General features: G+C 67.7%; 23 protein-coding genes and 1 pseudogene. 14 read left to right on the top strand and 10 right to left on the bottom strand.

Features of this window, described 5'->3' with window-relative positions; all coding sequences use genetic code 11:
* Positions 1–2: 2 nt before the first annotated feature.
* Positions 3–770 (top strand): 3-hydroxyacyl-CoA dehydrogenase, encoded by a 768-nt coding sequence (locus HWX07_RS35350; RefSeq protein WP_175879361.1) that lies wholly within the window; start codon positions 3–5, stop codon positions 768–770.
* Positions 771–788: 18 nt separating this feature from the next.
* Entirely contained in the window at positions 789–1,979 is a 1,191-nt protein-coding gene (locus tag HWX07_RS35345; RefSeq protein ID WP_175879360.1) for an acetyl-CoA C-acetyltransferase, read from the top strand.
* Positions 1,980–2,100: 121 nt separating this feature from the next.
* On the opposite strand, the gene HWX07_RS35340 is transcribed toward HWX07_RS35345, so the two are convergent.
* Complete coding sequence (locus tag HWX07_RS35340; protein WP_175879359.1) at positions 2,101–2,793, bottom strand: TetR/AcrR family transcriptional regulator; 693 nt, start codon at positions 2,791–2,793, stop codon at positions 2,101–2,103.
* A 319-nt stretch (positions 2,794–3,112) separates the two neighbouring features.
* On the opposite strand from HWX07_RS35340, the gene HWX07_RS35335 reads away from it, so the two are divergent.
* The 8 genes from HWX07_RS35335 (at position 3,113) to HWX07_RS35300 (ending at position 13,656) form a co-directional block, all read left to right on the top strand.
* Positions 3,113–4,393, top strand: coding sequence for a Zn-dependent hydrolase (locus HWX07_RS35335; protein WP_175879358.1), 1,281 nt, complete (start codon positions 3,113–3,115; stop codon positions 4,391–4,393).
* Positions 4,394–4,520: 127 nt separating this feature from the next.
* Positions 4,521–5,858: an NAD(P)-dependent oxidoreductase gene (locus HWX07_RS35330; RefSeq protein WP_175879357.1), complete on the top strand. Its 1,338-nt coding sequence runs from the start codon at positions 4,521–4,523 to the stop codon at positions 5,856–5,858.
* 57 nt (positions 5,859–5,915) lie between these two features.
* Complete coding sequence (preA, locus tag HWX07_RS35325) at positions 5,916–7,229, top strand: NAD-dependent dihydropyrimidine dehydrogenase subunit PreA (RefSeq protein ID WP_027811374.1); 1,314 nt, start codon at positions 5,916–5,918, stop codon at positions 7,227–7,229.
* Positions 7,230–7,329: 100 nt separating this feature from the next.
* Complete coding sequence (locus HWX07_RS35320) at positions 7,330–8,838, top strand: NCS1 family nucleobase:cation symporter-1 (protein WP_175879356.1); 1,509 nt, start codon at positions 7,330–7,332, stop codon at positions 8,836–8,838.
* 68 nt (positions 8,839–8,906) lie between these two features.
* The gene (gene hydA / locus HWX07_RS35315) at positions 8,907–10,364 is read left to right on the top strand and encodes a dihydropyrimidinase (RefSeq protein ID WP_175879355.1); all 1,458 of its coding nucleotides are present in this window, start codon (positions 8,907–8,909) and stop codon (positions 10,362–10,364) included.
* Between the two features lie 246 nt (positions 10,365–10,610).
* Positions 10,611–11,885, top strand: a complete 1,275-nt coding sequence (locus HWX07_RS35310; protein ID WP_175879354.1) for a NupC/NupG family nucleoside CNT transporter — start codon at positions 10,611–10,613, stop codon at positions 11,883–11,885.
* A gap of 39 nt (positions 11,886–11,924) precedes the next feature.
* Positions 11,925–13,241, top strand: a complete 1,317-nt coding sequence (gene deoA, locus HWX07_RS35305; protein ID WP_175879353.1) for a thymidine phosphorylase — start codon at positions 11,925–11,927, stop codon at positions 13,239–13,241.
* Positions 13,242–13,266: 25 nt separating this feature from the next.
* A complete protein-coding gene (locus tag HWX07_RS35300) occupies positions 13,267–13,656 on the top strand; it encodes a cytidine deaminase (RefSeq protein WP_175879352.1) in 390 nt (129 codons plus the stop codon).
* A 39-nt stretch (positions 13,657–13,695) separates the two neighbouring features.
* Here the strand turns inward: HWX07_RS35300 and HWX07_RS35295 are convergent, their stop codons facing one another.
* The 6 genes from HWX07_RS35295 to HWX07_RS35270 form a co-directional block, all read right to left on the bottom strand.
* Positions 13,696–14,811, bottom strand: a complete 1,116-nt coding sequence (locus HWX07_RS35295) for an aromatic ring-hydroxylating dioxygenase subunit alpha (protein WP_175879351.1) — start codon at positions 14,809–14,811, stop codon at positions 13,696–13,698.
* Positions 14,812–15,050: 239 nt separating this feature from the next.
* A complete protein-coding gene (gene msrA, locus HWX07_RS35290; protein ID WP_175879350.1) occupies positions 15,051–15,794 on the bottom strand; it encodes a peptide-methionine (S)-S-oxide reductase MsrA in 744 nt (247 codons plus the stop codon).
* 59 nt (positions 15,795–15,853) lie between these two features.
* Complete coding sequence (locus HWX07_RS35285) at positions 15,854–17,713, bottom strand: cytochrome c biogenesis protein DipZ (RefSeq protein ID WP_175879349.1); 1,860 nt, start codon at positions 17,711–17,713, stop codon at positions 15,854–15,856.
* Between the two features lie 35 nt (positions 17,714–17,748).
* Entirely contained in the window at positions 17,749–18,279 is a 531-nt protein-coding gene (gene msrB, locus HWX07_RS35280; RefSeq protein ID WP_011545779.1) for a peptide-methionine (R)-S-oxide reductase MsrB, read from the bottom strand.
* A gap of 317 nt (positions 18,280–18,596) precedes the next feature.
* Positions 18,597–18,875, bottom strand: a complete 279-nt coding sequence (locus tag HWX07_RS35275) for a hypothetical protein (protein WP_175879348.1) — start codon at positions 18,873–18,875, stop codon at positions 18,597–18,599.
* Complete coding sequence (locus HWX07_RS35270; RefSeq protein ID WP_244130068.1) at positions 18,869–19,354, bottom strand: hypothetical protein; 486 nt, start codon at positions 19,352–19,354, stop codon at positions 18,869–18,871. Before HWX07_RS35270 ends, HWX07_RS35275 begins: the two co-directional genes overlap by 7 nt.
* 284 nt (positions 19,355–19,638) lie before the next feature.
* Between HWX07_RS35270 and HWX07_RS35265 the strand changes: the two genes are divergently transcribed.
* The 3 genes from HWX07_RS35265 to HWX07_RS35255 all read left to right on the top strand — a co-directional run bounded on the left by HWX07_RS35265 (position 19,639) and on the right by HWX07_RS35255 (position 22,063).
* Positions 19,639–19,956 (top strand): co-chaperone GroES, encoded by a 318-nt coding sequence (locus HWX07_RS35265; RefSeq protein WP_175879369.1) that lies wholly within the window; start codon positions 19,639–19,641, stop codon positions 19,954–19,956.
* A gap of 80 nt (positions 19,957–20,036) precedes the next feature.
* Positions 20,037–21,659, top strand: coding sequence for a chaperonin GroEL (gene groL / locus HWX07_RS35260; RefSeq protein ID WP_011545773.1), 1,623 nt, complete (start codon positions 20,037–20,039; stop codon positions 21,657–21,659).
* Positions 21,660–21,775: 116 nt separating this feature from the next.
* Positions 21,776–22,063, top strand: a complete 288-nt coding sequence (locus tag HWX07_RS35255; RefSeq protein WP_175879347.1) for a hypothetical protein — start codon at positions 21,776–21,778, stop codon at positions 22,061–22,063.
* Between the two features lie 199 nt (positions 22,064–22,262).
* Here HWX07_RS35255 and HWX07_RS35250 read toward each other — a convergent pair whose 3' ends face one another.
* Complete coding sequence (locus tag HWX07_RS35250; RefSeq protein WP_175879346.1) at positions 22,263–23,168, bottom strand: manganese catalase family protein; 906 nt, start codon at positions 23,166–23,168, stop codon at positions 22,263–22,265.
* Positions 23,169–23,557: 389 nt separating this feature from the next.
* On the bottom strand, positions 23,558–23,839 hold the full coding sequence (locus HWX07_RS35245; protein WP_175879368.1) for a hypothetical protein: 282 nt from the start codon (positions 23,837–23,839) through the stop codon (positions 23,558–23,560).
* A gap of 658 nt (positions 23,840–24,497) precedes the next feature.
* On the opposite strand from HWX07_RS35245, the pseudogene HWX07_RS35240 reads away from it, so the two are divergent.
* Positions 24,498–24,988: pseudogene (locus HWX07_RS35240) on the top strand (chemotaxis protein CheB); the annotation flags it as partial.
* Between the two features lie 33 nt (positions 24,989–25,021).
* Here the strand turns inward: HWX07_RS35240 and HWX07_RS35235 are convergent.
* On the bottom strand, positions 25,022–26,314 hold the full coding sequence (locus HWX07_RS35235) for a divalent metal cation transporter (protein ID WP_175879345.1): 1,293 nt from the start codon (positions 26,312–26,314) through the stop codon (positions 25,022–25,024).
* Positions 26,315–26,348: the final 34 nt, after the last annotated feature.

Here is a 26,348-nt window from a genome sequence, read left to right as displayed (position 1 = left end):
CAATGAATATCAAGGATCGCGTTTTTCTGATTACCGGCGCCGGTTCCGGCCTCGGCGCCGCGGTGGCGCGCATGGTCGTCGCGCAAGGCGGCAAGGCCGTGCTGCTGGACGTCAATGACGTGGCGGGCGCGGGTCTCGCGAACGAACTCGGCGCGGCCGCACGCTTCGTGAAGACCGACGTGACGAGCGAAGCCGACGGTCAGGCGGCCGTCGCGGCCGCGCGCGACGCGTTCGGCCGCGTCGATGCGCTCGTCAACTGCGCGGGCGTCGCGCCGGGCGAGAAGGTCGTCGGCCGCGACGGTCCGCACTCGCTCGAGCGCTTCGCGCGGGCGGTGTCGATCAACCTCGTCGGCACATTCAACATGATCCGGCTGGCTGCCGAAGCGATGTCTAAGCAGGACGCCGATGCGGAAGGCGAGCGCGGCGTGATCGTCAACACCGCGTCGGTCGCGGCGTTCGACGGACAGATCGGACAAGCCGCGTATGCGGCGTCGAAGAGCGGCGTGGTGGGCATGACGCTGCCGATCGCGCGCGAACTCGCGCGCTTCGGCATTCGCGTCGTGACGGTCGCGCCCGGCATCTTCGCGACGCCGATGATGGCCGGCATGCCGCAGGACGTGCAGGACGCGCTCGGCAAGAGCGTGCCGTTCCCGCCGCGGCTCGGCCGCCCGGAAGAATTTGCGGCGCTGGTGCGCCACATCGCCGAGAACACGATGCTGAACGGCGAGGTCATCCGTCTCGATGGCGCGTTGCGCATGGCACCGCGCTGACACTGGAGGAAGCGAATCATGACGACTCAGGATCCGATCGTAATCGTGGGCGCGGCGCGCACGCCGATGGGTGGTTTTCAGGGCGACCTGGCGGCGGCCAGCGCGAGCGACCTTGGCGCGGTGGCGATTCGCGCCGCGCTCGAGCGCGCGAACGTGCCGGCCGAACGCATCGACGAAATCGTGTTCGGCTGCGTGCTGCCGGCCGGCCAGGGCCAGGCGCCCGCGCGACAGGCCGCGCTGAAGGCCGGGCTGCCGCTCGGGGCGGGCGCGACCACGGTCAACAAGATGTGCGGTTCGGGGATGAAGGCGGCGATGTTCGCGCACGACCTGCTGCTGGCGGGTTCGGCGGGCGTGGCCGTGGCGGGCGGGATGGAGAGCATGACGAATGCGCCGTACCTGCTGCCGAAGGCACGGGCGGGCATGCGCATGGGTCACGGGCAGGTGCTCGACCACATGTTCCTCGACGGGCTCGAGGATGCGTATGAAAAGGGCCGCCTGATGGGCACCTTCGCCGAGGATTGCGCGCAGGCCTACCAGTTCACCCGCGAAGCGCAGGATGCGTTCGCGATTGCGTCGCTGACGCGGGCGCAGCGTGCGATCGCGGAAGGGCGTTTCGTGTCGGAAATCGCGCCGGTGACCGTGAAGGCCGGCAAGACGGAAAGCGTCGTGTCGATCGACGAGCAGCCCGGCAAGGCGAAACTCGACAAGATTCCGACGCTGAAGCCGGCGTTTCGCGACGGCGGCACGGTGACGGCCGCGAACGCATCGTCGATCTCGGACGGCGCGGCCGCGCTGGTGATGATGCGCCGCTCGGAAGCCGAACGCCTCGGCCTCACGCCGAAGGCCGTGATCGTCGGGCATTCGACTCATGCGGACAAGCCCGGCCTGTTCGCGACCGCACCGATCGGCGCGCTGCGCAAGCTGTCCGAGAAAACCGGCTGGAACCTGCGCGACGTCGACCTGTTCGAGATCAATGAAGCGTTCGCGGTGGTGCCGATGGCCGCGATGCGCGACCTCGATCTGCCGCACGAGAAGGTGAACGTGCACGGCGGCGCGTGCGCGCTCGGGCATCCGATCGGCGCATCGGGTGCGCGCGTGATGGTGACGCTGCTGGCCGCGCTCGAAACGTATGGCCTGACGCGCGGCGTCGCATCGCTGTGTATCGGCGGCGGCGAAGCGACGGCCGTTGCGATCGAGCGCATCGCGTAATACGTCGCGCATCGCATCGTTCGCACGCGCGAACGCGGCGTCACGGGCGGCGCGTATCGCACGGGACATCCCCGTGTGATGCGCGCCGCCCGTTTTTATTCGATGGAAGCGTCGTATCGCGCTAAGGCTTCGCGTTCGGCGACACCGCGCCGCACGCGCGAATCACGAGCTGCACGACCTGCTCGGTTTTCTCGTCGAACGCCTTCTTCGTGAACGCGCGCTTGCCGCTGAGCGCACGAATCTGCGCATCGAAATCCGCATAGTGCTGCGTGGTCGCCCAGATCAGGTACATCAGCGCATGCGGGTCGATCGGCGCGAGCAGCCCGCGCGCGATCCAGCCTTCGATTACCCCGACGCGCGCGTCGAACCACGGCTTCACGCGTTGCGACAGGATGTCCTGCATGTGCTCCGCGCCGTGGATGATCTCGTTGGCCCACACCTTCGAGCCGAGCGGGCGCCGCTGCGACAGCGTCATCTTCGCGCGCACGTAGCTGCCGATCGCTTCGACCGGATCGTCGTCGGCCTCGAACGAGCCGGCCGCGCGATGCCAGTCCTCGAACAGGTCGTCGAGCACGCGGCGGTACAGCGTGAGCTTGGTCGGGAAGTAGTAGTGCACGTTCGCCTTCGGCAAGCCGGCGCGCTCCGCGATCATCGCGGTGCTGGCGCCGGCGAGCCCGCGTTCCGCGAATACGGCTTCCGCGCACGCGAGCAGATGCGCTTCGTTGGACTCGCGAATGTGCGCCTTGCGTCGCCGCAAAGGCGCCGGCGTTTCGTCACGGTCGGTGGCTGCGATTGCCGCCTCGTCATGTCTCATCGTTACCCTCGCGCGGCGGCCATGCCGCGTTGGGCTTCATTCTAGCCGCTGATTCGCGTCGCGCGCACGCATGTGGCCGCGCGGCAGTCACGACGATGCTGCGTTGCGATGGCACGTTTCTCGCTCTGTCGCGTCACGCAAGAAAGACGTTGCGCTGGTCATTTTGATCGTCTAAAACCTGTCCAATCGGACAGGATTTAACGCGTTGCCTGCATCGATGGACATGCACCGCATCCGTGCGGCGTGCCCCGAAACAGGCCTCGCACGCACCGGCACAGACCGGGCTGGCGACATCACCGACCCCACAGGAGCGATACGAATGAGCGCGGTATCGGAAACAGTGAAGCGGGCAGCTTTCGACACGTCGATCAGGGTCGACGGCAAGCGGTTGTGGGACAGCCTGATGGAAGTCGCGAAGATCGGCGCGACGCCGAAGGGCGGCGTGTGCCGCCTCGCGCTGACCGATCTCGACAAGGCCGGCCGCGACCTGATCGTCGGCTGGGCGAAGGCCGCCGGCTGCACGGTGACGGTCGATACGATGGGCAACGTGTTCATGCGCCGCGCAGGCCGCGTGGCCGACGCGGCACCGGTCGTCACGGGTTCGCACGCGGATTCGCAGCCGACCGGCGGGCGCTTCGACGGTATCTACGGCGTGCTCGGCGGCCTCGAGGTGATTCGCAGTCTGAACGATCACGGCATCGAAACCGAGCATCCGGTCGAGGTCGTGATCTGGACCAACGAGGAGGGCTCGCGCTTCGCGCCCGCGATGGTCGCGTCGGGCGTGTTCGCGGGCGTGTTTCCGCTCGAATACGGGTTGTCGCGCAAGGATGTGGACGGCAAGACGATCGGCGAGGAACTGGCGCGCATCGGCTACGCGGGCGACGTGCCGTGCGGCGGGCGCAAGCTGCACGCGGCCTTTGAGCTGCATATCGAGCAGGGGCCGATTCTCGAGGCGGAATGCAAGACGATCGGCGTGGTGACCGACGCGCAGGGGCAGCGCTGGTACGAGATCACGTTTACCGGCCAGGAAGCGCACGCGGGGCCGACGCCGATGCCGCGCCGCCGCGATGCGTTGCTCGGCGCATCGCGCGTGGTCGATCTCGTCAACCGGATCGGCCTCGATCATGCGCCGTTCGGCTGTGCGACGGTCGGCATGATGCAGGTCCACCCGAACTCGCGCAACGTGATTCCCGGGCGCGTGTTCTTCACCGTCGATTTCCGTCATCCGGACGACGCCGTGCTCGCGAAGATGGATGCGGCGCTGCGCGACGGCGTCGCGCGCATCGCGGCCGACATCGGACTCGAAACCGAACTCGAGCAGATTTTCTACTACAAGCCGGTCGCGTTCGACCCGGCCTGCGTCGCCGCCGTGCGCGATGCAGCCGATCGCTTCGGCTACTCGCATCGCGACATCGTGTCGGGCGCGGGGCATGACGCGTGCTATCTGGCGCAGGTCGCGCCGACGTCGATGGTGTTCGTGCCCTGCATCGACGGCATCAGCCACAACGAGATCGAGGACGCGACGCCCGCATGGATCGAGGCCGGCGCGAACGTGCTGTTGCACGCGATGCTGTCGCGCGCATGCGAGCCGGCCTCGTGACGGAGCAACCGTAGCGGCCGTGAGGCTGCATAACGTCAGACATTTGCATTCCTAAGCACGACCGCCCCGACTGTGCATCCTCAGCCGGCGGGGACGGCTTTGTCTCCACCCAGTCGAAGGAACGCGTATGACCACCCAGCCAACCGGCGATATCGCCGCGCATCGCCTGTCGTCCACGCAACTCTCGTGCGAATTCGCCGATATCGCGCCGCTGCTCGATCCGACTGCCGCGGCGGCCGCCGCAAGCCGCTGTCACTACTGCTACGACGCACCGTGCGTGCACGCGTGTCCGACGCAGATCGACATCCCGAGCTTCATCCGCAAGATCGGCAACGGCAACCTGAAAGGCGCGGCGACCGACATCCTGTCCGCGAATCCGCTTGGCGGGATGTGCGCCCGCGTGTGCCCGACCGAGATCCTGTGTGAAGGCGCGTGCGTGCGCAACCATCAGGATGCGCAGCCGGTCGCGATCGGCGCGCTGCAGCGGCATGCGACCGACTGGGCGATGGAGACCGGCGCGGTGCAGTTCCGGCGCGCGCCCGAAACGGGCCGCCATGTGGCGGTGGTCGGCGCGGGACCGGCCGGGCTCGCGTGTGCGCACCGGCTCGCACTCGCAGGGCACCGCGTCACGTTGTTCGACGCGCGTCCGAAGGCGGGCGGCCTCAACGAATACGGGATCGCCGCGTACAAGACCGTCGACGATTTCGCGCAGCGTGAAGTCGAGTGGCTCTTGTCGGTGGGCGGCATCACGCTGGAAACGGGTATGGCGCTCGGGCGCGACGTGACGCTCGACGCCTTGCGCGAGCAGCACGACGCGGTATTCCTTGCGATGGGCCTCGGCGGCGTGCGTGCGCTCGCGATCGACGGCGAGCAACTGGGCGGCGTGATGAACGCGGTCGATTTCATCGAGCAGGTGCGGCAGGCCGACACGCTCGCGAACGTGCCGGTCGGGCGGCGCGTGGTCGTGATCGGCGGCGGCAATACGGCGATCGATGCGGCGGTGCAGAGTCGCAAGCTCGGCGCCGAGCGCGTGACGATGGTGTACCGGCGCGGTGTGGAGGCAATGAGCGCGACGTGGGCCGAGCGCGAGTTCGCGCAGAAGAGCGGCGTCACGCTCGTCACGCACGCGAAGCCGGTGCGCATCGCGGGCACGGACGGGCAGGTGACGGGCGTCGAATTCGAGGGCGCATCGGGCGAGCGCTTCACCGTCGACGCGGACATGGTGCTGAAGGCGATCGGCCAGACGCTGGTGCCGGACGGTGTCGAAGCCGCGCTGCTGACCGCGGACGGCACACGGATCGCGGTGGATGCGGACGGGCGCACGGCGCTGCCGGACGTATGGGCCGGTGGCGACTGCGCGGCAACCGACGGCGTCGACCTCACGGTGCAGGCCGTGCAGGACGGCAAGCGCGCGGCCGCGTCGATCGACGCGACGCTCGCGGCGCGCGACGCGAAGGCGGCCTGAACGCGCGACGCACCGCACGCACACCGACGAACACGACCCCTTCTCACGGAGCCGAACATGGCCGATCTCCGCTGCACCATCGCAGGCATCACTTCGCCGAACCCCTTCTGGCTGGCGTCCGCGCCGCCCACCGACAAGGCCTACAACGTCAATCGCGCCTTCGAGGCGGGCTGGGGCGGCGTCGTCTGGAAGACGCTCGGGCTGGACCCGCACGTCGTCAACGTCAGTTCGCGCTACGGCGCGGTGCAGTGGAACGGCCAGCGCATCGCGGGGCTGAACAACATCGAGCTGATCACCGACCGTCCGCTCGACGTGAACCTGAGAGAGATCGCGCAGGTGAAGCGCGACTGGCCGGACCGCGCGCTGATCGTGTCGCTGATGGTGCCGTGCAACGAGCGCGACTGGAAATGGATCCTGCCGCTCGTCGAGGACACCGGCGCCGATGCGGTCGAACTCAACTTCGGCTGTCCGCACGGGATGAGCGAGCGCGGGATGGGCGCGGCGGTCGGGCAGGTGCCCGAATACGTCGAGATGGTCACGCGCTGGGTGAAGGAAGGCACGAAGCTGCCGTGCCTCGTGAAGCTCACGCCGAACATCAGCGACATCCGCATGGGCTCGCGCGCCGCGTACAAGGGCGGTGCGGACGGTGTGTCGCTGATCAACACGATCAACTCGATCGTCGCGGTCGATCTCGACCAGATGGCGCCGATGCCGACCGTCGACGGCAAGGGCACGCACGGCGGCTATTGCGGGCCGGCGGTCAAGCCGATCGCGCTGAACATGGTCGCGGAGATCGCACGTGACCCTGAAACGCCGAACCTGCCGATCTCGGGCATCGGCGGCATCTCGTCGTGGCGCGACGCGGCCGAGTTCATGGTGCTCGGCGCCGGCAGCGTGCAGGTGTGCACCGCCGCGATGCATTACGGTTTCCGGATCGTGTCGGATCTCGCCGATGGCCTGTCGAACTGGATGGACGAGAAGGGCTACGCGACGCTCGACGACATTCGCGGCCGCGCGGTGCCGAACGTGACGGACTGGAAATACCTGAACCTGAAGTACGACATCAAGGCGCGCATCGACCAGGATCGCTGCATCCAGTGCGGGCTGTGCCATATCGCGTGCGAGGACACGTCGCATCAGGCGATCACGGCGACGAAGGACGGCGTGCGGCATTTCGAAGTGGTCGATTCGGAGTGCGTCGGGTGCAATCTTTGCATGCATGTGTGTCCGGTCGAGCAATGCATCACGATGGAGCGCGTCGATTCGGGCGACTACGCGAACTGGACCACGCATCCGAACAATCCGGCGAGCGCGGAGGCCGGTGCGAGTGGCCCGGCGGCCGCGCCCGAGAAGCACGCGAAGGCGGCCTGACCGAAGTCCGGCGGCGCGGCATGGACTGCGCCGCCGCTTTTCGTTTCCCCGGGCCGGCATCGCACGATGCCGGCGCTGACGTTTTCGTGGAGTGTGTTCGATGAATCACGCAGCGAATCCCGCCGATCCCGACAGCGCCGCGGCGCGCGGCGGCAGCCTGTACAACGACGACCTCGCGCCGACGACGCCGGCGCAGCGCACGTGGAAGTGGTACCACTTCGCGGCGCTGTGGGTCGGGATGGTGATGAACATCGCGTCGTACATGCTCGCGGCCGGCTTGATCCAGGAAGGCATGTCGCCGTGGCAAGCGGTGATGACGGTGCTGTTCGGCAACCTGATCGTGCTCGTGCCGATGCTGCTGATCGGCCATGCGGGCGCGAAGCACGGGATTCCGTACGCGGTGCTCGTGCGCGCGTCGTTCGGCACGCAGGGCGCGAAGCTGCCCGCACTGCTGCGCGCGATCGTCGCCTGCGGCTGGTACGGCATCCAGACCTGGCTCGGCGGCAGCGCGATCTACACGCTGCTGAACATCCTGACCGGCAACGCGCTGCACGGCGCGGCGCTGCCCGTCGTCGGCGTCTCGTTCGGGCAACTCGCGTGCTTCCTCGCCTTCTGGGCGCTGCAGCTGTACTTCATCCTGCACGGCACCGATTCGATCCGCTGGCTCGAAAGCTGGTCCGCGCCGATCAAGGTCGTGATGTGCGTGGCGCTCGTGTGGTGGGCGACGTCGAAGGCCGGTGGCGTGGGCTCGATGCTGTCGGCGCCGTCGCAGTTCGCGGCGGGCGGCAAGAAGGCCGGACTGTTCTGGGCGACTTTCTGGCCGGGCCTGACCGCGATGGTCGGGTTCTGGGCGACGCTCGCGCTGAACATTCCGGATTTCACGCGCTTCGCGCATTCGCAGCGCGACCAGATGATCGGGCAGTCGATCGGGCTGCCGCTGCCGATGGCGCTGCTGTCGGTGGTGTCGGTCGTCGTGACGTCGGCGACCGTCGTGATCTACGGCAACGCGATCTGGGATCCGATCGATCTGACGAGCCGGATGACCGGCATCGGCGTGGGCATTGCGCTCGTGATCCTCACGCTCGACACGATGTGCTGCAACCTCGCGGCGAACCTGGTCGGCCCTGCATACGATTTTTCGAGCCTATGGCCGAAGGCGATCTCGTATCGCGCGGGCGGGATGATCACCGCGACGATCGCGATCGTGATGATGCCGTGGAAGATCCTCGCGACGACCGACGGCTACATCTTCACCTGGCTCGTCGGTTATTCGGCGCTGCTCGGGCCGGTCGCGGGCATCCTGATGGTCGACTATTTCCTGATTCGCGGCACGCAGCTCGACACGCGCGCACTGTTCGACGAGCGCGGCGATTTCAGCTACGCGCGGGGCTGGAACCCGGCCGCGCTGGTCGCGCTCGCGGTCGGCGTGCTGCCGAACCTGCCGGGCTTCCTGCATACGGCGTTTCCGGCGTCGTTCCCGAACGTGCCGGCGTTCTTCAACACGCTTTACACGTACGCGTGGTTCGTCGGCCTCGTGCTGGCGTCGGGCGTGTACGGCACCTGGATGAAGTGGCGCGCCGGACAGCGCGCGCAGATCGCGAGCGCATGACGCACGCGCGGGCCGGATGCGGCTCGCGCGCGGCATGCGACACCGACAGTCAACGAGGAGGCAACGAAATGGCAATCCTGATTCGTGGCGGCACCGTGGTCGATGCGGACCGTTCCTATCGTGCGGACGTACTCTGCGCGGACCCGCAGGACGGCGGCACGATCCTGCAGATCGGAGAGCAGATCGACGCGCCGGCCGGCGCAGCCGTCGTCGACGCGCACGACCAGTACGTGATGCCGGGCGGCATCGATCCGCACACGCACATGGAACTGCCGTTCATGGGCACGACCGCGAGCGACGATTTCTACTCGGGCACCGCGGCCGGGCTGTCGGGCGGCACGACGAGCATCATCGACTTCGTGATTCCGAGTCCGAAGCAGCCGCTGATGGATGCGTTCCGCGAATGGCGCGGCTGGGCCGAGAAGTCGGCTTCGGATTACGGTTTCCACGTGGCCGTGACGTGGTGGGACGACAGCGTGCACCGCGACATGGGTACGCTCGTGCGCGAGCATGGCGTATCGAGCTTCAAGCACTTCATGGCGTACAAGAACGCGATCATGGCCGACGACGAGGTGCTCGTGAACAGCTTCACGCGTTCGCTCGAGCTCGGCGCGCTGCCGACCGTGCACGCGGAAAACGGCGAGCTCGTGTTCCAGCTGCAAAAGGCGCTGCTCGCGCGCGGGATCACGGGGCCGGAGGCGCATCCGCTGTCGCGGCCGCCGGAGGTGGAAGGCGAGGCGGCGAACCGCGCGATCCGCATCGCGCAGGTGCTCGGCGTGCCCGTGTATATCGTGCACGTGTCGGCAAAGGACGCGGTGGACGTGATCACCCGTGCGCGCAGCGAAGGGCTGCGTGTGTTCGGCGAAGTGCTGCCGGGCCACCTCGTGATCGACGAGGCCGTCTATCGCGACCCGGACTGGACGCGCGCGGCAGCCCACGTGATGAGCCCGCCGTTTCGCTCGGCCGAGCATCGCGAGGCGCTGTGGCGCGGGCTGCAGTCGGGGCAGCTGCATACGACGGCGACCGATCACTGCGTGTTCTGCGCATCGCAGAAGGCAATGGGCCGCGAGGATTTCACGAAGATCCCGAACGGCTGCGGTGGTGTCGAGGATCGCATGTCGGTGCTGTGGCACCACGGCGTGAATCACGGCCGCATCACGCCGAACGAGTTCGTGCGGATCACGTCGACCAATGCCGCGCAGATCTTCAACCTGTATCCGCGCAAGGGCGCCGTGCAGGTTGGCGCCGATGCCGACCTCGTCGTGTGGGACCCGGCCGCGACGAAGACGATCTCGGTGAAGACCCATCACCAGCAGGTCGACTTCAACGTGTTCGAGGGGATGACGGTGCAGGGCGTCGCGACGCACACGCTCACGCGCGGCGCACTCGCATGGGCCAACGGCGAATTGCGCGCGGTGCGCGGCGCGGGCCGCTACCTGAAGCGCCCGCCGGGCGCGGGCTACTACGAGGCCGCGCGGATCGCGAACCGGCTGCGCGAGCCGCATCCGGTAGAACGCGCGGGTTGAACGACGCAGGTCGTGCGGGGCGTGTCCGTTCGAACGGCGCGCCCCGCGCGTTTTCACAGGGTAGGTAGAAGAACTGATCAAGTCGTCGACGCACGAAAAAAGAAACGATCGATGCCATTGACCGCGGCGATTTTGGCGACGTTGCCGGCGCGCATATCGAGCGAGTAACATCCACCAACCCGATCGCACGGGTCGCGGGCACGGGCCGCCCGCCGGACAGTTCAAATAGTGAGAAAGGAGCACAAGGTGGATATTCTGCGCAGTCTCCTCGGTATGCTTTTTCTGTTGCTGGTCGCGTATCTGCTGTCGAACAACCGCCGCGCGGTCAGCGCGCGGACCATGATCGCCGCGCTGCTCACGCAGTTCGCGATCGGTGCGCTCGTCCTGTTCGTGCCGTCGGGCCGCGCGGCGCTGGCCGGGGCCGCGAACGGCGTCAATCGCGTGCTCGACATGGGCAATCACGGCATCGCGTTCGTGTTCGGCGGGCTGGTCGACGCGCGCATGTTCCAGTTGTTCGGCGACGGCGGGTTCGTGTTCGGCCTGCGCGTGCTGCCGATGATCATCTTCGTCACCGCGCTGATCTCGGTGCTGTACTACATCGGCGTGATGAAGTGGATCGTCGCGATCCTCGGGGCGGGGCTCGCGAAAGTGCTCGGTGTGAGCCGCATCGAGGCGTGCTCGGCTGTCGCGACGATCTTCCTCGGGCAGAGCGAGATGCCCGCGCTCGTGAAGCCGTTCGTGCGCAACATGACGAGCGCCGAGATCTTCACGGTGATGGCGAGCGGGATGGCGTCGGTCGCGGGCTCGGTGCTGGTCGGCTACGCCGGCCTCGGCGTGAAGATGGAGTATCTGCTCGCCGCGTCGTTCATGGCGGTGCCGGGCGGGCTGCTGTTCGGCAAGCTGCTGTTTCCGACCGTCGAGCCGAGCCGCGTGGTGGTCGACGGCCTCGATTTCGACGACAAGCGCGCCGCCAACGTGATCGAGGCGGCCGCCTCCGGCGCGTCGGTCGGCCTGCGGATCGCGATCAACGTCGGTGCGATGCTGATCGCGTTCGTCGGGCTCATCGCGCTGATGAACCTGATCGTCGGCAGTGCGGCCGCGTTCGCAGGCTTCCCGCAGCTCACGCTGGTCGGCATCATCGGCCACCTGTTCGCGCCGCTCGCATGGATCATCGGCGTGCCGTGGCACGATGCGGCGCTGGCCGGCAACTTCATCGGCGAGAAACTGATCTTCAACGAATTCGTCGCGTACGGCGACCTGTCGCCGTACCTGAAGGGCGGCGCGCACGCGGCGGCGGCCGGCCTGCAGGTGCTCGATCCGAAGACGCTCGCGATCGTGTCGTTCGCGCTGTGCGGCTTCGCGAACTTCTCGTCGATCGCGATTCTCGCTGGCGGCTTCAGCGCGGTCGCGCCCGAGCGCCGCTCGGACGTCGCTCGGCTCGGCTTGCGCGCGCTGACGGCCGCGACGCTGTCGAACCTGATGAGCGCGGCGATTGCCGGCCTGTTCTTTTCACTGCATTGAACCGTGCAGTCGACTCCGACCGTTCGAAGAGGGGTAACGATGTTTCTACCGCAGGAATTCATTCGCAGGAAGCGCGACGGGCAGCCGCTCGATCGCGACGGGATGACCGCGTTCGTGCGCGGCGTGACTGACGGCAGCGTGACCGAGGGCCAGGTGGCCGCGTTCGCGATGGCCGTGTATTTCAACGACCTGAGCACCGACGAACGCGTCGCGCTGACGCTCGCGCAGCGCGATTCGGGCGACGTGCTCGACTGGCGCGCGCTCGATCTCGGCGGGCCGGTGATCGACAAGCATTCGACGGGCGGCGTCGGCGACGTCGTGTCGCTGATGCTCGGCCCGATGGTGGCGGCGTGCGGCGGCTACGTGCCGATGATCTCGGGGCGCGGCCTCGGCCATACCGGCGGCACGCTCGACAAGTTGAGCGCGATCCCCGGTTACGACGTGATGCCTGATACGGACGCGTTTCGCCGCACGGTGCGCGAGGTCGGCGTCGCGATCATCGGCCAGACCGCGCGGCTCGCGCCGGCCGACAAGCGCATCTATGCGATCCGCGACGTGACGGCGACCGTCGAATCGGTCGCGATGATTACCGCGTCGATCCTGTCGAAGAAGCTCGCGGCGGGGCTCGACGGGCTCGTGATGGACGTGAAGGTCGGCTCCGGCGCATTCATGCCGACCGTGGAGAAATCGGCGGAACTGGCCCGCAGCATCGTCGACGTCGGCAACGGCGCCGGCATGAAGACGACCGCGATTCTCACCGACATGAACCAGTCGCTCGCGCCGTGCGCGGGCAATGCGCTCGAGGTCGCATGCGCGATCGACTACCTGACGGGCAAGTCGCGTCCGGCGCGGTTGCATGACGTGACGATGGCGCTGTCGGCTGAATTGCTCGTCACCGGCGGACTGGCGCGAGATGCCGCCCACGCGCGCGAGAAGCTGCAGCAGGCGCTCGATTCGGGCGCGGCGGCGGAGCGTTTCGCGCGCATGGTCGTCGCGCTCGGCGGCCCCGCCGATCTGCTCGACGCGCCTGCACGGCATCTGGCGCGCGCGGCGGTGATCGTGCCGGTTCCGGCGCCCGCGAGCGGGGTGGTGCAGCGCGTCGATTGCCGCGCGCTCGGGCTGGCGGTGGTCGCGCTCGGCGGCGGCCGCACACGCGCGGAGGACGCGATCGACGTCAGCGTCGGCTTGACGGCGCTCGCGGAGATCGGGCAGCGCATCGAGGCGGGCGAGCCGCTGGGTTTCGTGCATGCCCGCGACGAAGCGGCCGCGGCCCACGCGGTGGACGCAGTGCGCCGCGGCTACGTGCTCGGCGAGACCGGCGAAGCGCCGCCGACCCTTTACCAGCGAGTCGACTGACCGCGCTCCCGGAGGCTTCACCACGATGGAACGAGACGAACTGATCGAACAGGCGGAGGCGGCGCGCGAACGCGCGTATGCGCCGTATTCGCGCTTCAAGGTCGGCGCGGCGCTGCTGGCGCGCGACGGGACGGTCTTCCACGGCTGCAACGTCGAGAACGCGTCGTACGGCCTGTGCAATTGCGCGGAACGCACGGCGCTGTTCGCGGCGATCGCCGCCGGCTATCGGCCGGGGGATTTCGCGCGGCTCGCGGTCGTCGGTGACACGGACGGCCCGATCGCGCCGTGTGGCGCATGTCGTCAGGTGATCATCGAGATCGGCAAGCCCGACATCGAAGTGATCCTCGCCAACCTGAAAGGGGCCGTCGAGATCACGACGGCCAGCGCGTTGCTGCCGGGCGCGTTCACGCTGTAACGGCGCGCACCGCGGCGAGCCGCCGCGCGTCGCGTCGCGTCACGCGCTGTCGCGCGCCTCGCGGATCGGGATCACGGTGCGCGCGCCGCACTGGCGCAGCAGGTCGCGCAGATCGTTGATGACCGGAAACACCTCGTGGTTCCAGTCGGCGCCTTGGGCGTCGTGCGCCTCCTGCTCGCGCTCGACGATCCAGCGGTCCTCGCGGAAGATGCGCTCGGTGAACCACACGAGCAGCGGCCACGCGAGATCGAGCGCGAACGGGATGCCGGGCTTGTGGATAGACAGCAGCCCGAACGTGCGGTTGGTGCGCTGCTCCGCGTCGAGCGGCACGTAGACGATCCACAGGTCCATCACGAGCGTGCCTTCGCTCGAGCGGATCTGCAGCGTCTGGTATGGATAGCCGGTGCGCACCGTCATCACGCTCTTGTTGGCCTGGTCCCCGGGCTTCTTGCTCGAACCGAACACGAGCGCCTCGCCAACCGGCTGCTTGCCTTCCATCCGCGCGAACGTGTAATCGACCTCGACCCAGTCGTCGCCGCGGCGGCGGCCCACCGAACGCGCGCGCATCTGCCCCATCTGCTTGCGATGCAGGAACTGATGGTTCATGTCCATCAGGTTTTCGTGCATGAACGAGTAATGGCACTTGACCTCGCGGCCGAAGCGGCGCGTCTTGTACGCGGGGTTGTCCGCCGATTCGAGCGCGGGGAACGGCCGTGTTTCGGCGAGCGTCGCGTCGCCCGGAAACACGAAGATCAGCCCGTGCGCCTCGCGGCACGGATACGCGCGCACGCCGTTGGGCAAGCGCTCGCGGCCGAGGTAGGGCACGTCGACGCAACGGCCGCTGTCGCACGCGTAGGTCCAGCCGTGATAGCAGCAGCGCAGCGTTTCGCCGCTCACGACGCCCGCGTGCAGCGGCACCTGGCGGTGCGCGCAACGATCTTCGAGCGCATACACGGCGCCCGATTCGGTGCGCACCAGCACGATCGGGTCGCCGGCGAAGCGCACGCCGAGCGTCTTGCCGCGCTTGAGCTCGCGCGACCACGCGAGCGGATACCAGTGATCGGGATGAATGGGCACGCGGCGCAGGTCGCGCACGACCGCGCCGGTGGACGGTTCTTCGAGGGTGTTGCTGTCAGGCAAAGGCACTGCGCGCATGCGTGACGCCTCCTGGCTGGGCGGGTGTCCGGGTGCCGCATCATGCGGCGGGGATCAGGAGAAGTCTACGCGAAGTTGCTGACCCCGGCGGATGCGATGCGGGTTTGCCCCGGCGTCGCGTCCGCCGATTCGTTGATGTGGCGCAAACGCAGCCGCCGCCGGTGCGGGGCGGCCGCGGCGCGGTCGGGCGGCATCCCGTCATGCAGCGAGCAGACGGTCACAAGCGGCTCACGAACGGCTCACAAGCGCGCTTCGCGCCACAGCACCGGGTCGGCGCGGTACAGCGCCGGGAAGTACTGCTTCAGCCCGGCGACCTTCGGCAGGTCGTTGAACGCGATGTACGGCGCATCGGGATGCAGTTCGAGGTAGTTCTGGTGATAGGCCTCGGCCGGATAGAAGCCCTTGTAGGGCTCCACGCGCGTGACCACGGGCGCCGGAAACGCATGCGCGGCGCCGAGCTGCGCGATGTACGCGGTCGCGACCGCGCGTTGCTGCGCGGTGGTCGGGAAGATCGCGGAGCGGTATTGCGAGCCTTCGTCGGGGCCTTGCCGGTTCAGTTGGGTCGGGTCGTGCGCGACCGAGAAGAACACCTGCAGCAGCCGGCCGTAGGTGATCTGCGTCGGGTCGTAGACGATCCGCACCGATTCCGCATGCCCCGTCAGCCCCGAGCCGACGAGCGCGTAGTGCGCTGTTTCGGACGCGCCGCCCGCATAGCCGGCGGTGACCTGCTTCACGCCCTTCACGTGCTCGAACACGCCCTGTACGCCCCAGAAGCAGCCGCCGGCGAGCACGGCCGTTTCGTCGTGCGACGCGCCGGGCGTTTCGTCGAGCGTCGCTGCGGGTACGGTGCGTATCGGCTCGGCGGAATTGACGATGCGCTGGTAGCCAAATACGGCCGCCGCCGCGACGGCGATGGCGCCGATGCGGCGCAGCAGGACTGCGCGCCGTCGGGCGGCGGCATGGCGGGTCGGGATCGGGATCATGTTTTGCTCCTTCGGAATGCGTTGAAAAGGACGGTGCCTGGATGGCACGGCGCGCGCGATCAACCGAACGTGAAGGCGTACGCATCGACGCCCGGATCGAGGAACTCGATCGCGAACGTGCGATCGGCGATCGCGCCGGGTTGGCGGACGAGCTGGTACAGGCGCTGGCCGGTGACGGTGCCGTAGCCTTGCGCGTCGACGTCGGCGCCATGCGCGGCGCCGGGCGCCGTGCCGTCGAGCGTCACGCGAAAGCGCACGGGCTGGCCGTTCGCGCCAGGGCCGAGCACGAGGTGCAGGTCGCGCGAATGAAAGCGATAGACGATCCGGCCATCCGGCGCGGCCAGCGACGCGCGCTCGGCGCCGACCTTCCACGTGCCCGCGAGGCCCCAGCCGTTGAGATCCGGGCGGGCCGGTGCGTCGTAACGGTGTGCCGCATCGCGCACGGCACCGCCCGGCGACGCAAAGCTTTCCGCGCGTGCATAGCCGACATACGTTTCGGGCGACCGGACGTCCGCGCTGTCGGCCGCCGCGAGCGCACCCTTCGCGGGCGCGCCGGCGAGCCCGAGCGGCACGTTCAGCGCGTCCGGATGGCCGGCTTCGGCGAGCAGCGACTGGATCGCGCGTTCGGACTGCGCATATTCGCCTTCGCCGAAGTGGTGATGACGAATCCGCCCTTGCGCGTCGATGAAGTAGTGCGCGGGCCAGTATTCGTTGTTGAACGCGCGCCAGATCGAATAGCCGTTGTCGATTGCTACCGGGAAGTCGATGCCGAGGTCGTGCACGGCTTTCTTCACGTTGCCGATGTCGCGCTCGAACGCGAACTCCGGCGCGTGCACGCCGATCACGACAAGCCCGTACGGCGCGTACTTGCGTGCCCAGGCGGTCGTGTACGGCAGCGTGCGCAGGCAGTTGATGCACGAATACGTCCAGAAATCGATCAGCACGACCTTGCCGCGCAGCCCGGCCGCCGTCAGTGGCGGCGAGTTCAGCCATTGCACCGCGCCGTCGAGCGACGGCAGCGTGCCTTCGACGGGCAGCGCGGACGGGGTCGCGCCGGCCGTGCGCATCATCGCGCTGCCGGCCATCGCACCTTCACCCGCCTGCGCGCCATCCGCGGCGGCAGCCATCATCGCGCCGCCGGCCGCGTCGTCGGCGGCACCGGGTGAGGCCGTTGCCACCGGCGCGCCGCTCGAGCGCCCGCCGAGGCGGTCGACGAGCTTCGTCTCGAGCCCGCCCGTGGTGACGGTCGACAGTTGCGCGAGGGCGCCCGTGTCGAGGCCGAGTGCGATCGCGCCGACGCCGGCCAGCAGCGCCGCGCCGATCCCGCGCCGGATCCATTCGCCGGCGCCGAGCGAGCGCTTCATCGCGGCGAACACCTTGCCGCCGATCACGAGCGCGACGCCGAGCGAGGTCGCCGCGCCGGCCGCATACGCGACGAGCAGCAGCGTCGTGCCGACGCTCGCGCCGCGCAGCGCGGCGCCGGTCAGCACGAGGCCGAGGATCGGGCCGGCGCACGGCGCCCACAGCAGGCCCGTCGCGACGCCGAGCAGCAGCGACGACGCCGGGCCGGCCGCACGGCCGTCGCGTTGCGCGAACCCGGTGAGCCGGTTGCCGGCGGCCACGAGCGGACGCGTCAGGTGTTCCGCGAAGCGTGGCATCAGCAGCGTCAGGCCGAATACCGCGAGCAGCACGATCGCGATCCAGCGGCCGGCCTGGTTGGCCTGCGCGACCCAGCCGCCGCCGACGGCGGCGAGCGTCGCGACGACGGCGAACGTGAGCGCCATGCCGGCGAGCAGCGGCAGGCCGGTGCGCACGAACGGCTGGTCGGCGCGCGCGAACACGAACGGCAGCACGGGCAGGATGCACGGGCTCAGGATCGTGAGCACGCCGCCGAGATAGGCAAGGACGATGAGCAGCATGATGCGTTCTCCAGTCGGTCGGGAGCGGGGCCGGATCAGGCGACGGCCGGGTGGAAGGCGAGCGCCAGGCCGTTCATGCAATAGCGCAGGCCGGTCGGCGCCGGGCCGTCGTCGAACACGTGGCCGAGATGGCCGCCGCAGCGCCGGCAGTGCACTTCGGTGCGGACCATTCCGAACGACGCGTCGGTGTCGGTGCCGACCGCGTGATCGAGCGGCTTCCAGAAGCTGGGCCAGCCCGTATGGCTGTCGAATTTGGTGGCCGACGAGAACAGCGCGAGGTCGCAGCCGGCGCACGCGAACGTGCCGTGCCGGTGCTCGTCGTTCAGCGGGCTGGTGAACGGCCGCTCGGTGCCAGCTTCGCGCAGGACCGTGTATTGGGCGGGCGTGAGCCGGCGATGCCATTCGGCGTCGCTGAGCGTGATCTCGAACGGGGCGGCCTTCGATGAGCCGGCCGGCGGCGCGGCGAACGCGCGGCCGACCAGCGCGCGGCGGCCGGCGGACGACAGCGCCGCGAGCGCGGCGAGGCCGGTGGCGCCGGCGAACAGCAGATGTCTGCGGGTGGGCATGATGGGCTCCTGGAAGCAGGTCCTGAAAACATGCGCCCATCGTAGGCAGTGGCCGGTGTCGAAGTCCTCATGGAAAGTTAAATGAATCGTGATGTTTGGCGGCGGGCGGAGAGGCGTGCCGGCAGCAACGGTCGTGTGAGGAGCGTGGCGCGCATGCCGGCGCGCCTTCGATCCCGTCAAGCGCCATGAGATGCGCCGCACGGGGCATGTATGTTGCCGGCTGGCGCATCCGTGTTGGCGGCGCGCTTTCGCGGATACCGCGTACGTCGGGCACGACCGCCTGCACGTCGATCAGCGGGTTGGTGAGCCGAGCCGCGTCATCCGGCCTCGTCCGATAAGGCGACGGGCGCCGCGCATTGACTGCCGCGCTCCGCCGTCGACCCGTGACGCCGTTGGGAAGCGATGTCGGCCCCGAGTGCGTGGAGGATCGATCGACCCTTCTTCGTCAGATACGCGCGCCGGCGGCCGGGCGCGCCGTGTTCGAGCATGACGAGTTGCCGTTCGAGCAACGCATCGAGTTCGGCGCGATTCATGTCGAGCTGATCCGGCGCCTGACACACCAGCATCAGCGTCGCGAATTCGTGCGGGCTCAGCATGGCTGCCTCCCGTCGCGCATGGAGCCGCCGCCCGCAGGCGTGACGCGGAACAACGAAATAGGGTGCAGCATGCGTCCAAACCCGGCGACTCGACGGCGCGGCAGCTTCGGTCGGCCGATCGCAGCGGGTTGGGGTGCGCCGCGCAACGCGAATGGCTTGCGCTCGGCACGTACGCGAGCGCCGATTGGCGCGAAGCGACTCGTGTCGTTGCGCGCTTTCCGCAGGCCGGCCGGCAGACCCGTGACGACGCGGGCGGCGCGTCGTGGTCGGCGGCCGACCTCCGGCAGCCGATCGAAGATGAAGAAAGGATGGTTCATGATTCGCTCCCGGTTGGACCCCGCATGGAGGACGAACCGGACCACGCGCTCCAGTTCGTCGATCCGCGAGAGGCCTCGCTGACAAACAAATCGAAACACGCAGCGCGTAAGCCGCGGCTGCTTGAGCGATACCCAAAATAGGATGGGAAGCGCGGATTTCAAGCGCCGTTCAATGACGATTTGCGTGGCCCGCAGCGGTGACCGTCGAGGTCGTGTTGCCGCTCGTCACGGAGAGCCTCTCGACACAACCGCCGGTGGTGCGAACGCCGGTTTCGTGATGAAACATTTTGTTACATATTGAGCGTTCGTCACCCTCTTGAAGCGTGCCTGCCCGCCACTATTTCGCTTTTCGCCAATCGATGGCACGCCGGCGCAGCGCAGCCCTTGCGCGCGCATGCGCCGACGGATTCCCTTTTTCAGGTGATCTCATCGCTCAGGAGATGAAAATGCAGATTCGTCCCCTCTACGACCGGGTTATCGTCAAGCGAATCGAACAGCAGCGGACGACGGCCTCCGGCATCGTGATTCCCGATTCGGCCGCCGAACGGCCCGAGCAGGGTGAAGTGATTGCAGTCGGCAGCGGCCGGCTGCTTCAGGACGGCTTGCAGCGCCCGCTGCAGCTCCAGGTCGGCGACCAGGTTCTCTTCGGCAAATATGCAGGCCAGACCGTGAAGGTGAACGGCGAGGAACTGCTCGTGATGCGCGAAGAGGACGTCATGGGCGTGCTCGAACCCGAATCGCCGGCCGCCAGGAAAGCGGCCTGAATGCCGATTCGACCGCGTCGCACGGGTGTGTACCCGATGCGCGCGGCATCCCGTTCAACGACTGTATCCGGAGCAAGAAAATGACTGCAAAAGACGTGAAATTCCGCGATGGCGCGCGCCAGCAGATCGTCAAGGGCGTGAACGTGCTGGCCGACGCGGTGAAGGTGACGCTCGGGCCGAAAGGCCGCAACGTCGTGATCGAGCGCGGCTTCGGCGCGCCGGTGATCACGAAGGACGGCGTGTCGGTCGCGAAGGAAATCGAGCTGAAGGACCGCTTCGAGAACATGGGCGCGCAGATCGTCAAGCAGGTCGCGTCGAAGACGGCCGACGTGGCCGGCGACGGGACCACCACCGCCACCGTGCTCGCGCAGGCGATCGTGCAGGAAGGCATGAAGCACGTCGCGGCCGGCATGAACCCGATGGATCTGAAGCGCGGCATCGACAAGGCCGTCGGCGCGGTGCTCGACGAGTTGCGCAAGCTGTCCCGGCCGATTTCGACCCACAAGGAAATCGCGCAGGTCGGCGCGATTTCCGCGAACTCGGACGAGGCGATCGGCAAGATCATCGCCGATGCGATGGAGAAGGTCGGCAAGGACGGCGTGATCACCGTCGAGGACGGCAAGTCGCTCGAGAACGAACTCGACGTGGTCGAAGGCATGCAGTTCGATCGCGGTTACGTGAGCCCGTATTTCATCAACGATCCGGCGAAGCAGGCGGCCTATCTCGACGACGCGCTGATTCTGCTGCACGACAAGAAGATTTCCAGTGTTCGCGACCTGCTGCCGATTCTCGAAGCGGCGTCCAAGGCCGGCAAGCCGCTGTTGATCGTTGCCGAGGATGTCGAGGCCGAAGCGCTTGCCACACTCGTCGTGAATTCGATGCGCGGCATCCTGAAGGTCGCCGCCGTCAAGGCGCCGGGTTTCGGCGACCGGCGCAAGGCCATGCTGGAGGATCTCGCGATCCTGACCGGTGCGACGGTCATCTCGGAGGAAACTGGCAAGCAGCTCGACAAGGCCACGCTGGAGGATCTTGGTAGTGCGAAGCGTGTCGAGGTCCGCAAGGACGACACGATCATCATCGACGGCGCGGGCGATGCGGCGCGCATCGAGGCGCGCGTGAAGTCGATTCGCGTGCAGATCGACGAAGCGACGAGCGACTACGATCGCGAGAAGCTGCAGGAGCGTGTCGCGAAGCTCGCGGGCGGCGTGGCGGTGATCAAGGTTGGCGCGGTCACCGAGGTCGAAATGAAGGAGAAGAAGGACCGGGTCGACGATGCGCTGCATGCGACGCGTGCGGCGGTCGAGGAGGGCATCGTGCCGGGCGGCGGCGTCGCGTTGCTGCGTGCGCGCGCGGCGCTGTCGGACATCCGGGGCGCGAATGCGGACCAGGACGCCGGCATCCGGATCGTGCTGCGTGCGCTGGAAGCGCCGCTGCGTGTCATCGCGGCCAACGCCGGCGACGAACCGTCGGTCGTGATCTCGAAGGTGCTCGAAGGCAAAGGGAACTTCGGCTACAACGCGGCGACCGGGGAGTACGGCGATCTGGTGGACGCAGGCGTGGTCGACCCGACCAAGGTCACGCGTACCGCGCTGCAGAACGCCGCGTCGATCGCGAGCCTGGTGTTGACGACCGATGCGACCGTCGCCCAAGCGCCGAAAGAGGAGAGCGCCGAGTCGGCCCCCGCGCCCGAACTCGGCTACTGACCGGCGTCGCAGGCCTGCCTGCGGTCGTCGAACAGCCGCTGGCCGGAGCGGCTTTGGTCGGCGCGCGCGACAGTGGGGACGCGCCGCGCCGCTTTTTCATGTTTGCGAGACCGACCATGAAGCTCGAACTTTCGATCGATTCCAGGCCGCTGCACGTCGAACTCGACGACGTCATCGCCGGCCTGCTCGCGGCGCGGCTCGGCCTGCCGCCCGACGGCGACCATCGCGGCGCGATCGGCCGCTACCTCGGTGACGCGGCGGGGCCGTGGACGCTGGATGACGACCATATGCGCAAGCGCGTGATGCGCCGCCTGATTCTCGACATCGCCGATCCGACGCTGGTCATTCAGTACCTGATGGCCGACCAGACCGACCCGGCCGGGCAGGGCGAACCGGGCGCCTGATGCCCGTCGAACGCGCGCGCACGGTCGGCGATGCATCAGGCATGCGGTTCCCGCCGCTTCGCTGGCACGTCGGCATCCTGGCCGCACACCCATAGACGAGAACCTTCCCGTCCAACGGCACTTTTTTCCATTTCGTTATCCGTATCAAATCGAAGAGACGCCCGCGATCACGCCCGGGCGCCCGTCGTCGCGCTTGCGTTCAGGCGCCGTCCGGCTTGCCCGGCTTGCGGCCCTGCGGGGCCGGCGGGCCCGCGCCGAGTTCGGCGCCCGTCACCGGGTCGCTGTTCGGGTCGGACGCGAGTCGCTGCGTCATCGCTTCGATGGCATCCGCCTGCTGCGCGTCGAGCATGCCTTCCGGAATCCCGGTGCCTCCATCGACCGCCGGTTCGGCGGGGCGGATTTCGAGTTCGCCGCCGTGGTTCCACGGGCCGACCAGCGGCGCCGCGTCCGGCTGCATCCGGAAGTACACGTGATCGTACGGCGTCTTCGGCGGCAGCTTGCCGGGCGGGAAGTTCGCGGTAATCGCATACAGCGCCTTCTCGAACGACATCTGGTGCGACACCTCGCGCGTCATCAGGAAGCCGAGCGCGTCGCGGATATCCGGATCGTCGGACACGTTGATCAGCCGCTCGTAGATGATCTTCGCGCGTGCTTCGGCTGCAATGTTCGAGCGCAGGTCGGCGGTCGGTTCGCCGATCGTGTCGATGTACGCGGCCGACCACGGCACGCCGCCCGAATTGGTCAACGGCGCACCCGCACCGTACAACACCTGGGTCACGTGGCTGTCGTTGCCCGCGCCGTGCAGCTTGCGATACAGCTCGGCCTGTTCGTCGACCGCTTCGGCGAGTTCGCCCTTGGCGCCGCGGTTGAGCATCGCGGCCATCGAGCCGATCACCTCCAGGTGGCTGAGTTCCTCGGTGGCGATGTCGAGCAGCATGTCCTTGCGGCCGGGGTCTTCCTCGGTGATCGCCTGCGTGAAATAGCGCATCGCGGCGGCGAGTTCGCCCTGCGGGCCGCCGAACTGCTCGAGCAGCAGGTTGGCGAGGCCGGGATTCGGCGCGCCCACGCGCACCGTGTACTGAAGCCGTGTGTTGTGGATGAACATGGCATCTCCGTGGAAAGGGTTGCGCGACATTCGCCGTGTCGAAACAGCACGAATCGATCCCGTGTGGGTGACGAAGGCGCGACCGGTTCGCAACGAATCGCTTCTCGCGTACGGAGCGCACTCATGCCGACGCAACGACGCGGCACGCGGGCGGGGCGGCGTCGGCTGCAATACGAGCGTGCATCGCGCGACCTCCAACCCGCGTTGCCGGATTTTCAAGCGGTTGCATTTGTCGGCACGATGGCCGGGCAGATGATCATGCGGGCTTCGTGGGGTGCCGGATTCCGGCCTGGCCGCACGGGCTCGTCACGATGACGCTCGCGTTCGTCGTCGTCGTGCTGAAGATCGTGTGGCCGGCGGGCCTGCCTAGCGCCGACCGACGTGCCGGTTCATCGCGCCTTCAGCATTTCGTCGGCGAGCCGATAGGCGCTGATGGCGCGCTTCGATTCGTAGTCGGCGATCGTCGACACGTTGCGTCCGGCGTCGCGCGACAGCAAGCCTTGCAACGCGGCGGCGGCGAAGAAATCGCGCAGGTCCGGCGTTGCGGATTTCGGCTCGGGCGGAGCGGTTTCGACGAGCGGCCCCGCTTTCCAGAAAACGGGCGACGGCGTGGCTGCCTTGGAGACGGCGGCGGTTTGCTTGATGCTCACATCCTGGGAAAACGGCGTCATTTCTTCCCCTTCGATTCGGTATCTGTTGGCGAAGCAGCGTAACGTCCCCGATTGCATGAGCGAGCATCGTTTCGTTTTGTTTTTGAGCGGTACTAATCGCTTGATCGACGCGAATATTCGCTGGTAATACGGTATTCGTCAAAGAAAATAAATTGGTTTAGACGGCCCGAAGCGGGAGCACGATTCGTTCCCGCTGGCAGTCGACGAAACCCGTCGCGTTTCGTGAGCCGATGTGGATGGTATGTCGGCACGAATGACGTTCCGGTGTCACCCCGACGTGCGGCCGCGGTGGTCTTTGCGCGGCATCTCGACGCCCCCGCGCGCACATGCCCGGGGCGCTTCACCGCACGAGGATTGCAAGCCTTCAGTCAGGCGCGGTCGCGCGCTTGCCGGCGCCGCACCATGCGCGCGGAAGCACAGGGGGAAGTATCGCGAGCGGGATCGTGGGACGACCGGACGAGGGCGACACAACGCGGTATCGCTCGGCGTCCGGTACACGATGTCCCACAACACCATCAGGAGAAGTCAATGGCACGGCAAGCGCCTACGCACAAGGAGCGGCCGCCATCGCCCGCGACGTTGAAGAGCGATCTGTCGTTTCCGGTCGTGGGCATCGGTGCGTCGGCGGGTGGTACGAGGCGTTGCAGACCTTTTTCGAGAAGTGCCGCAGGCCATTCATGCAGCGGTCTACGGAGCACGTGTGAAGGAGCAGCGAAAGATGGCGGACTTGCGCGACCTGGACCGTGAGAGCCGGATTGCCGAGGGCGGCCTCGTCGACCCCCGGATTCTCGACCAAATCGGCACGCGTTCCGCCCTCACGTGCCCCAGTTGCAACGGCGTGCTCTGGCGCATGCGCGGCGATCGTCCATTGCGATACCGATGTCATACCCATGCCATACCGGGCACGCGTTTTCCGCGCTCTCTCTCGACGACGCGAAAGCCCAGAAAGCGGAAGATGCGATATGGGCGGCAATCCGCGCGGTTCACGAGCGCATGATCTTTGCGCGCGAGCGTCAGGAATGGGCGCGCTGGACCGGCAACGCGGAGGACGTCGCGATCGAACACGCCCGCATCGACGAGAACCAGCGGCTCGTGGACGTATTGCGCAATGCACTCGGCACCGCGATGAGCACGGACGAACCGGAGTAAGCGCGGCGAGCCGCGGCATCCGAGCCGCGGGTTCTATCCCGGCACGAACACGCCCGTCGCCGCGATCGCCATCGCGAGCGTCGCGATCCATCCTCCCCACGCAAGCGCGCCTCTGACGGCGAACTCGCCCATGACCCGCTTGCTTCTCGCCATCAGCATCATCACGACCATGATCGGAACGGCGCTCACGCCGTTGATGACGGCGCTCCAGTAAAGCGCGCGGATCGGGTCGAAATGCATGAACGTGAACGCGATCCCGCCGATGATCGCCAATACGATCACCGCATAGAATTCCGGCGCGACGCCCCATTGCAGCGCGAGACTGTTGCGCCAGCGGAACGTACCTGCTGCCGCATAGGCGGCCGATCCCGCGAGCACCGGCAGTGCCAGCAGGCCGGTGCCGACGATGCCGAGCGCAAACAGCACGTACGCGAAATGACCGGCAAGCGGCTCGAGCGCGCGCGCGGCATCCGCCGACGTCTTGACGTCGATGTGATGCGCGTTGAGCGTGGCCGCCGCGGTCAGCACGATGAAGAAGGCAATCACGTTCGAGACGCCCATGCCGAACCACGTGTCGAAGCTGATCCGGCGCAACTGGGCGGGCGCCTGGCGCGGCATGCGCCGCAGCGGCCGCGCGTCCGGCACGGCGCGCAACTCTTCGACTTCCTGGGACGCCTGCCAGAAAAACAGATACGGGCTGATGGTCGTGCCGAGCACGGCGACGAGCGTGGTCAGATACGCGGCGGTGAGTTGCGCGTGGGGCTGCACGATCGCGCGACCGACCTCGGCCCAGCTGACCGGCACGATGAGGGCGACTGCGACATAGGCGAGCAGCGTCAGCGCCGTCCATTTGAGCAATCGCGAATAACGGTCGTACGGGACGAAAACCTGCAGCACGACCGACACGCCGCCGAGGCACACGATGTAAAGCTGCTGCGGGCCGGGCAGCAACAAATTGACGGCCGCGCCCATGGCCGACAGGTCGGCCGCGATGTTGATCACGTTGGCCGCGATCAGCAGCACGACCGTCCCGTACAGCAGCCATGGCGGGTAGTGCTTGCGCATGTTGGACGCGAGACCCTTGCCCGTCACGCGGCCGATTCGCGCGCTCACCAGCTGGATGGCCGTCATCAGCGGGTACGTGAGCAACAGCGACCACAGCAGTTCGAAGCCGAATTGGGCGCCCGCCTGCGAGTAGGTACCGATGCCGGAAGGGTCGTCGTCGGCAGCGCCGGTGATCAGGCCGGGGCCGAGACGCCGGACCCACGCGACTCCGTTCGGCGCCGGTTCCGTCGGCTCGGGCTGGAGAAAATCGTTGTCGTTCATGATGGCGGGCCTCCCGGGAATGCAGTAAGCGCAA

Origin of the sequence: Burkholderia sp. BCC0097, assembly GCF_902832985.1 — a bacterium.
Classification (GTDB): Bacteria; Pseudomonadota; Gammaproteobacteria; order Burkholderiales; family Burkholderiaceae; genus Burkholderia; species Burkholderia orbicola.
The sequence above is the reverse complement of the archived record's forward strand: the minus strand, read 5'-3'. Positions and strand labels throughout refer to the sequence as shown.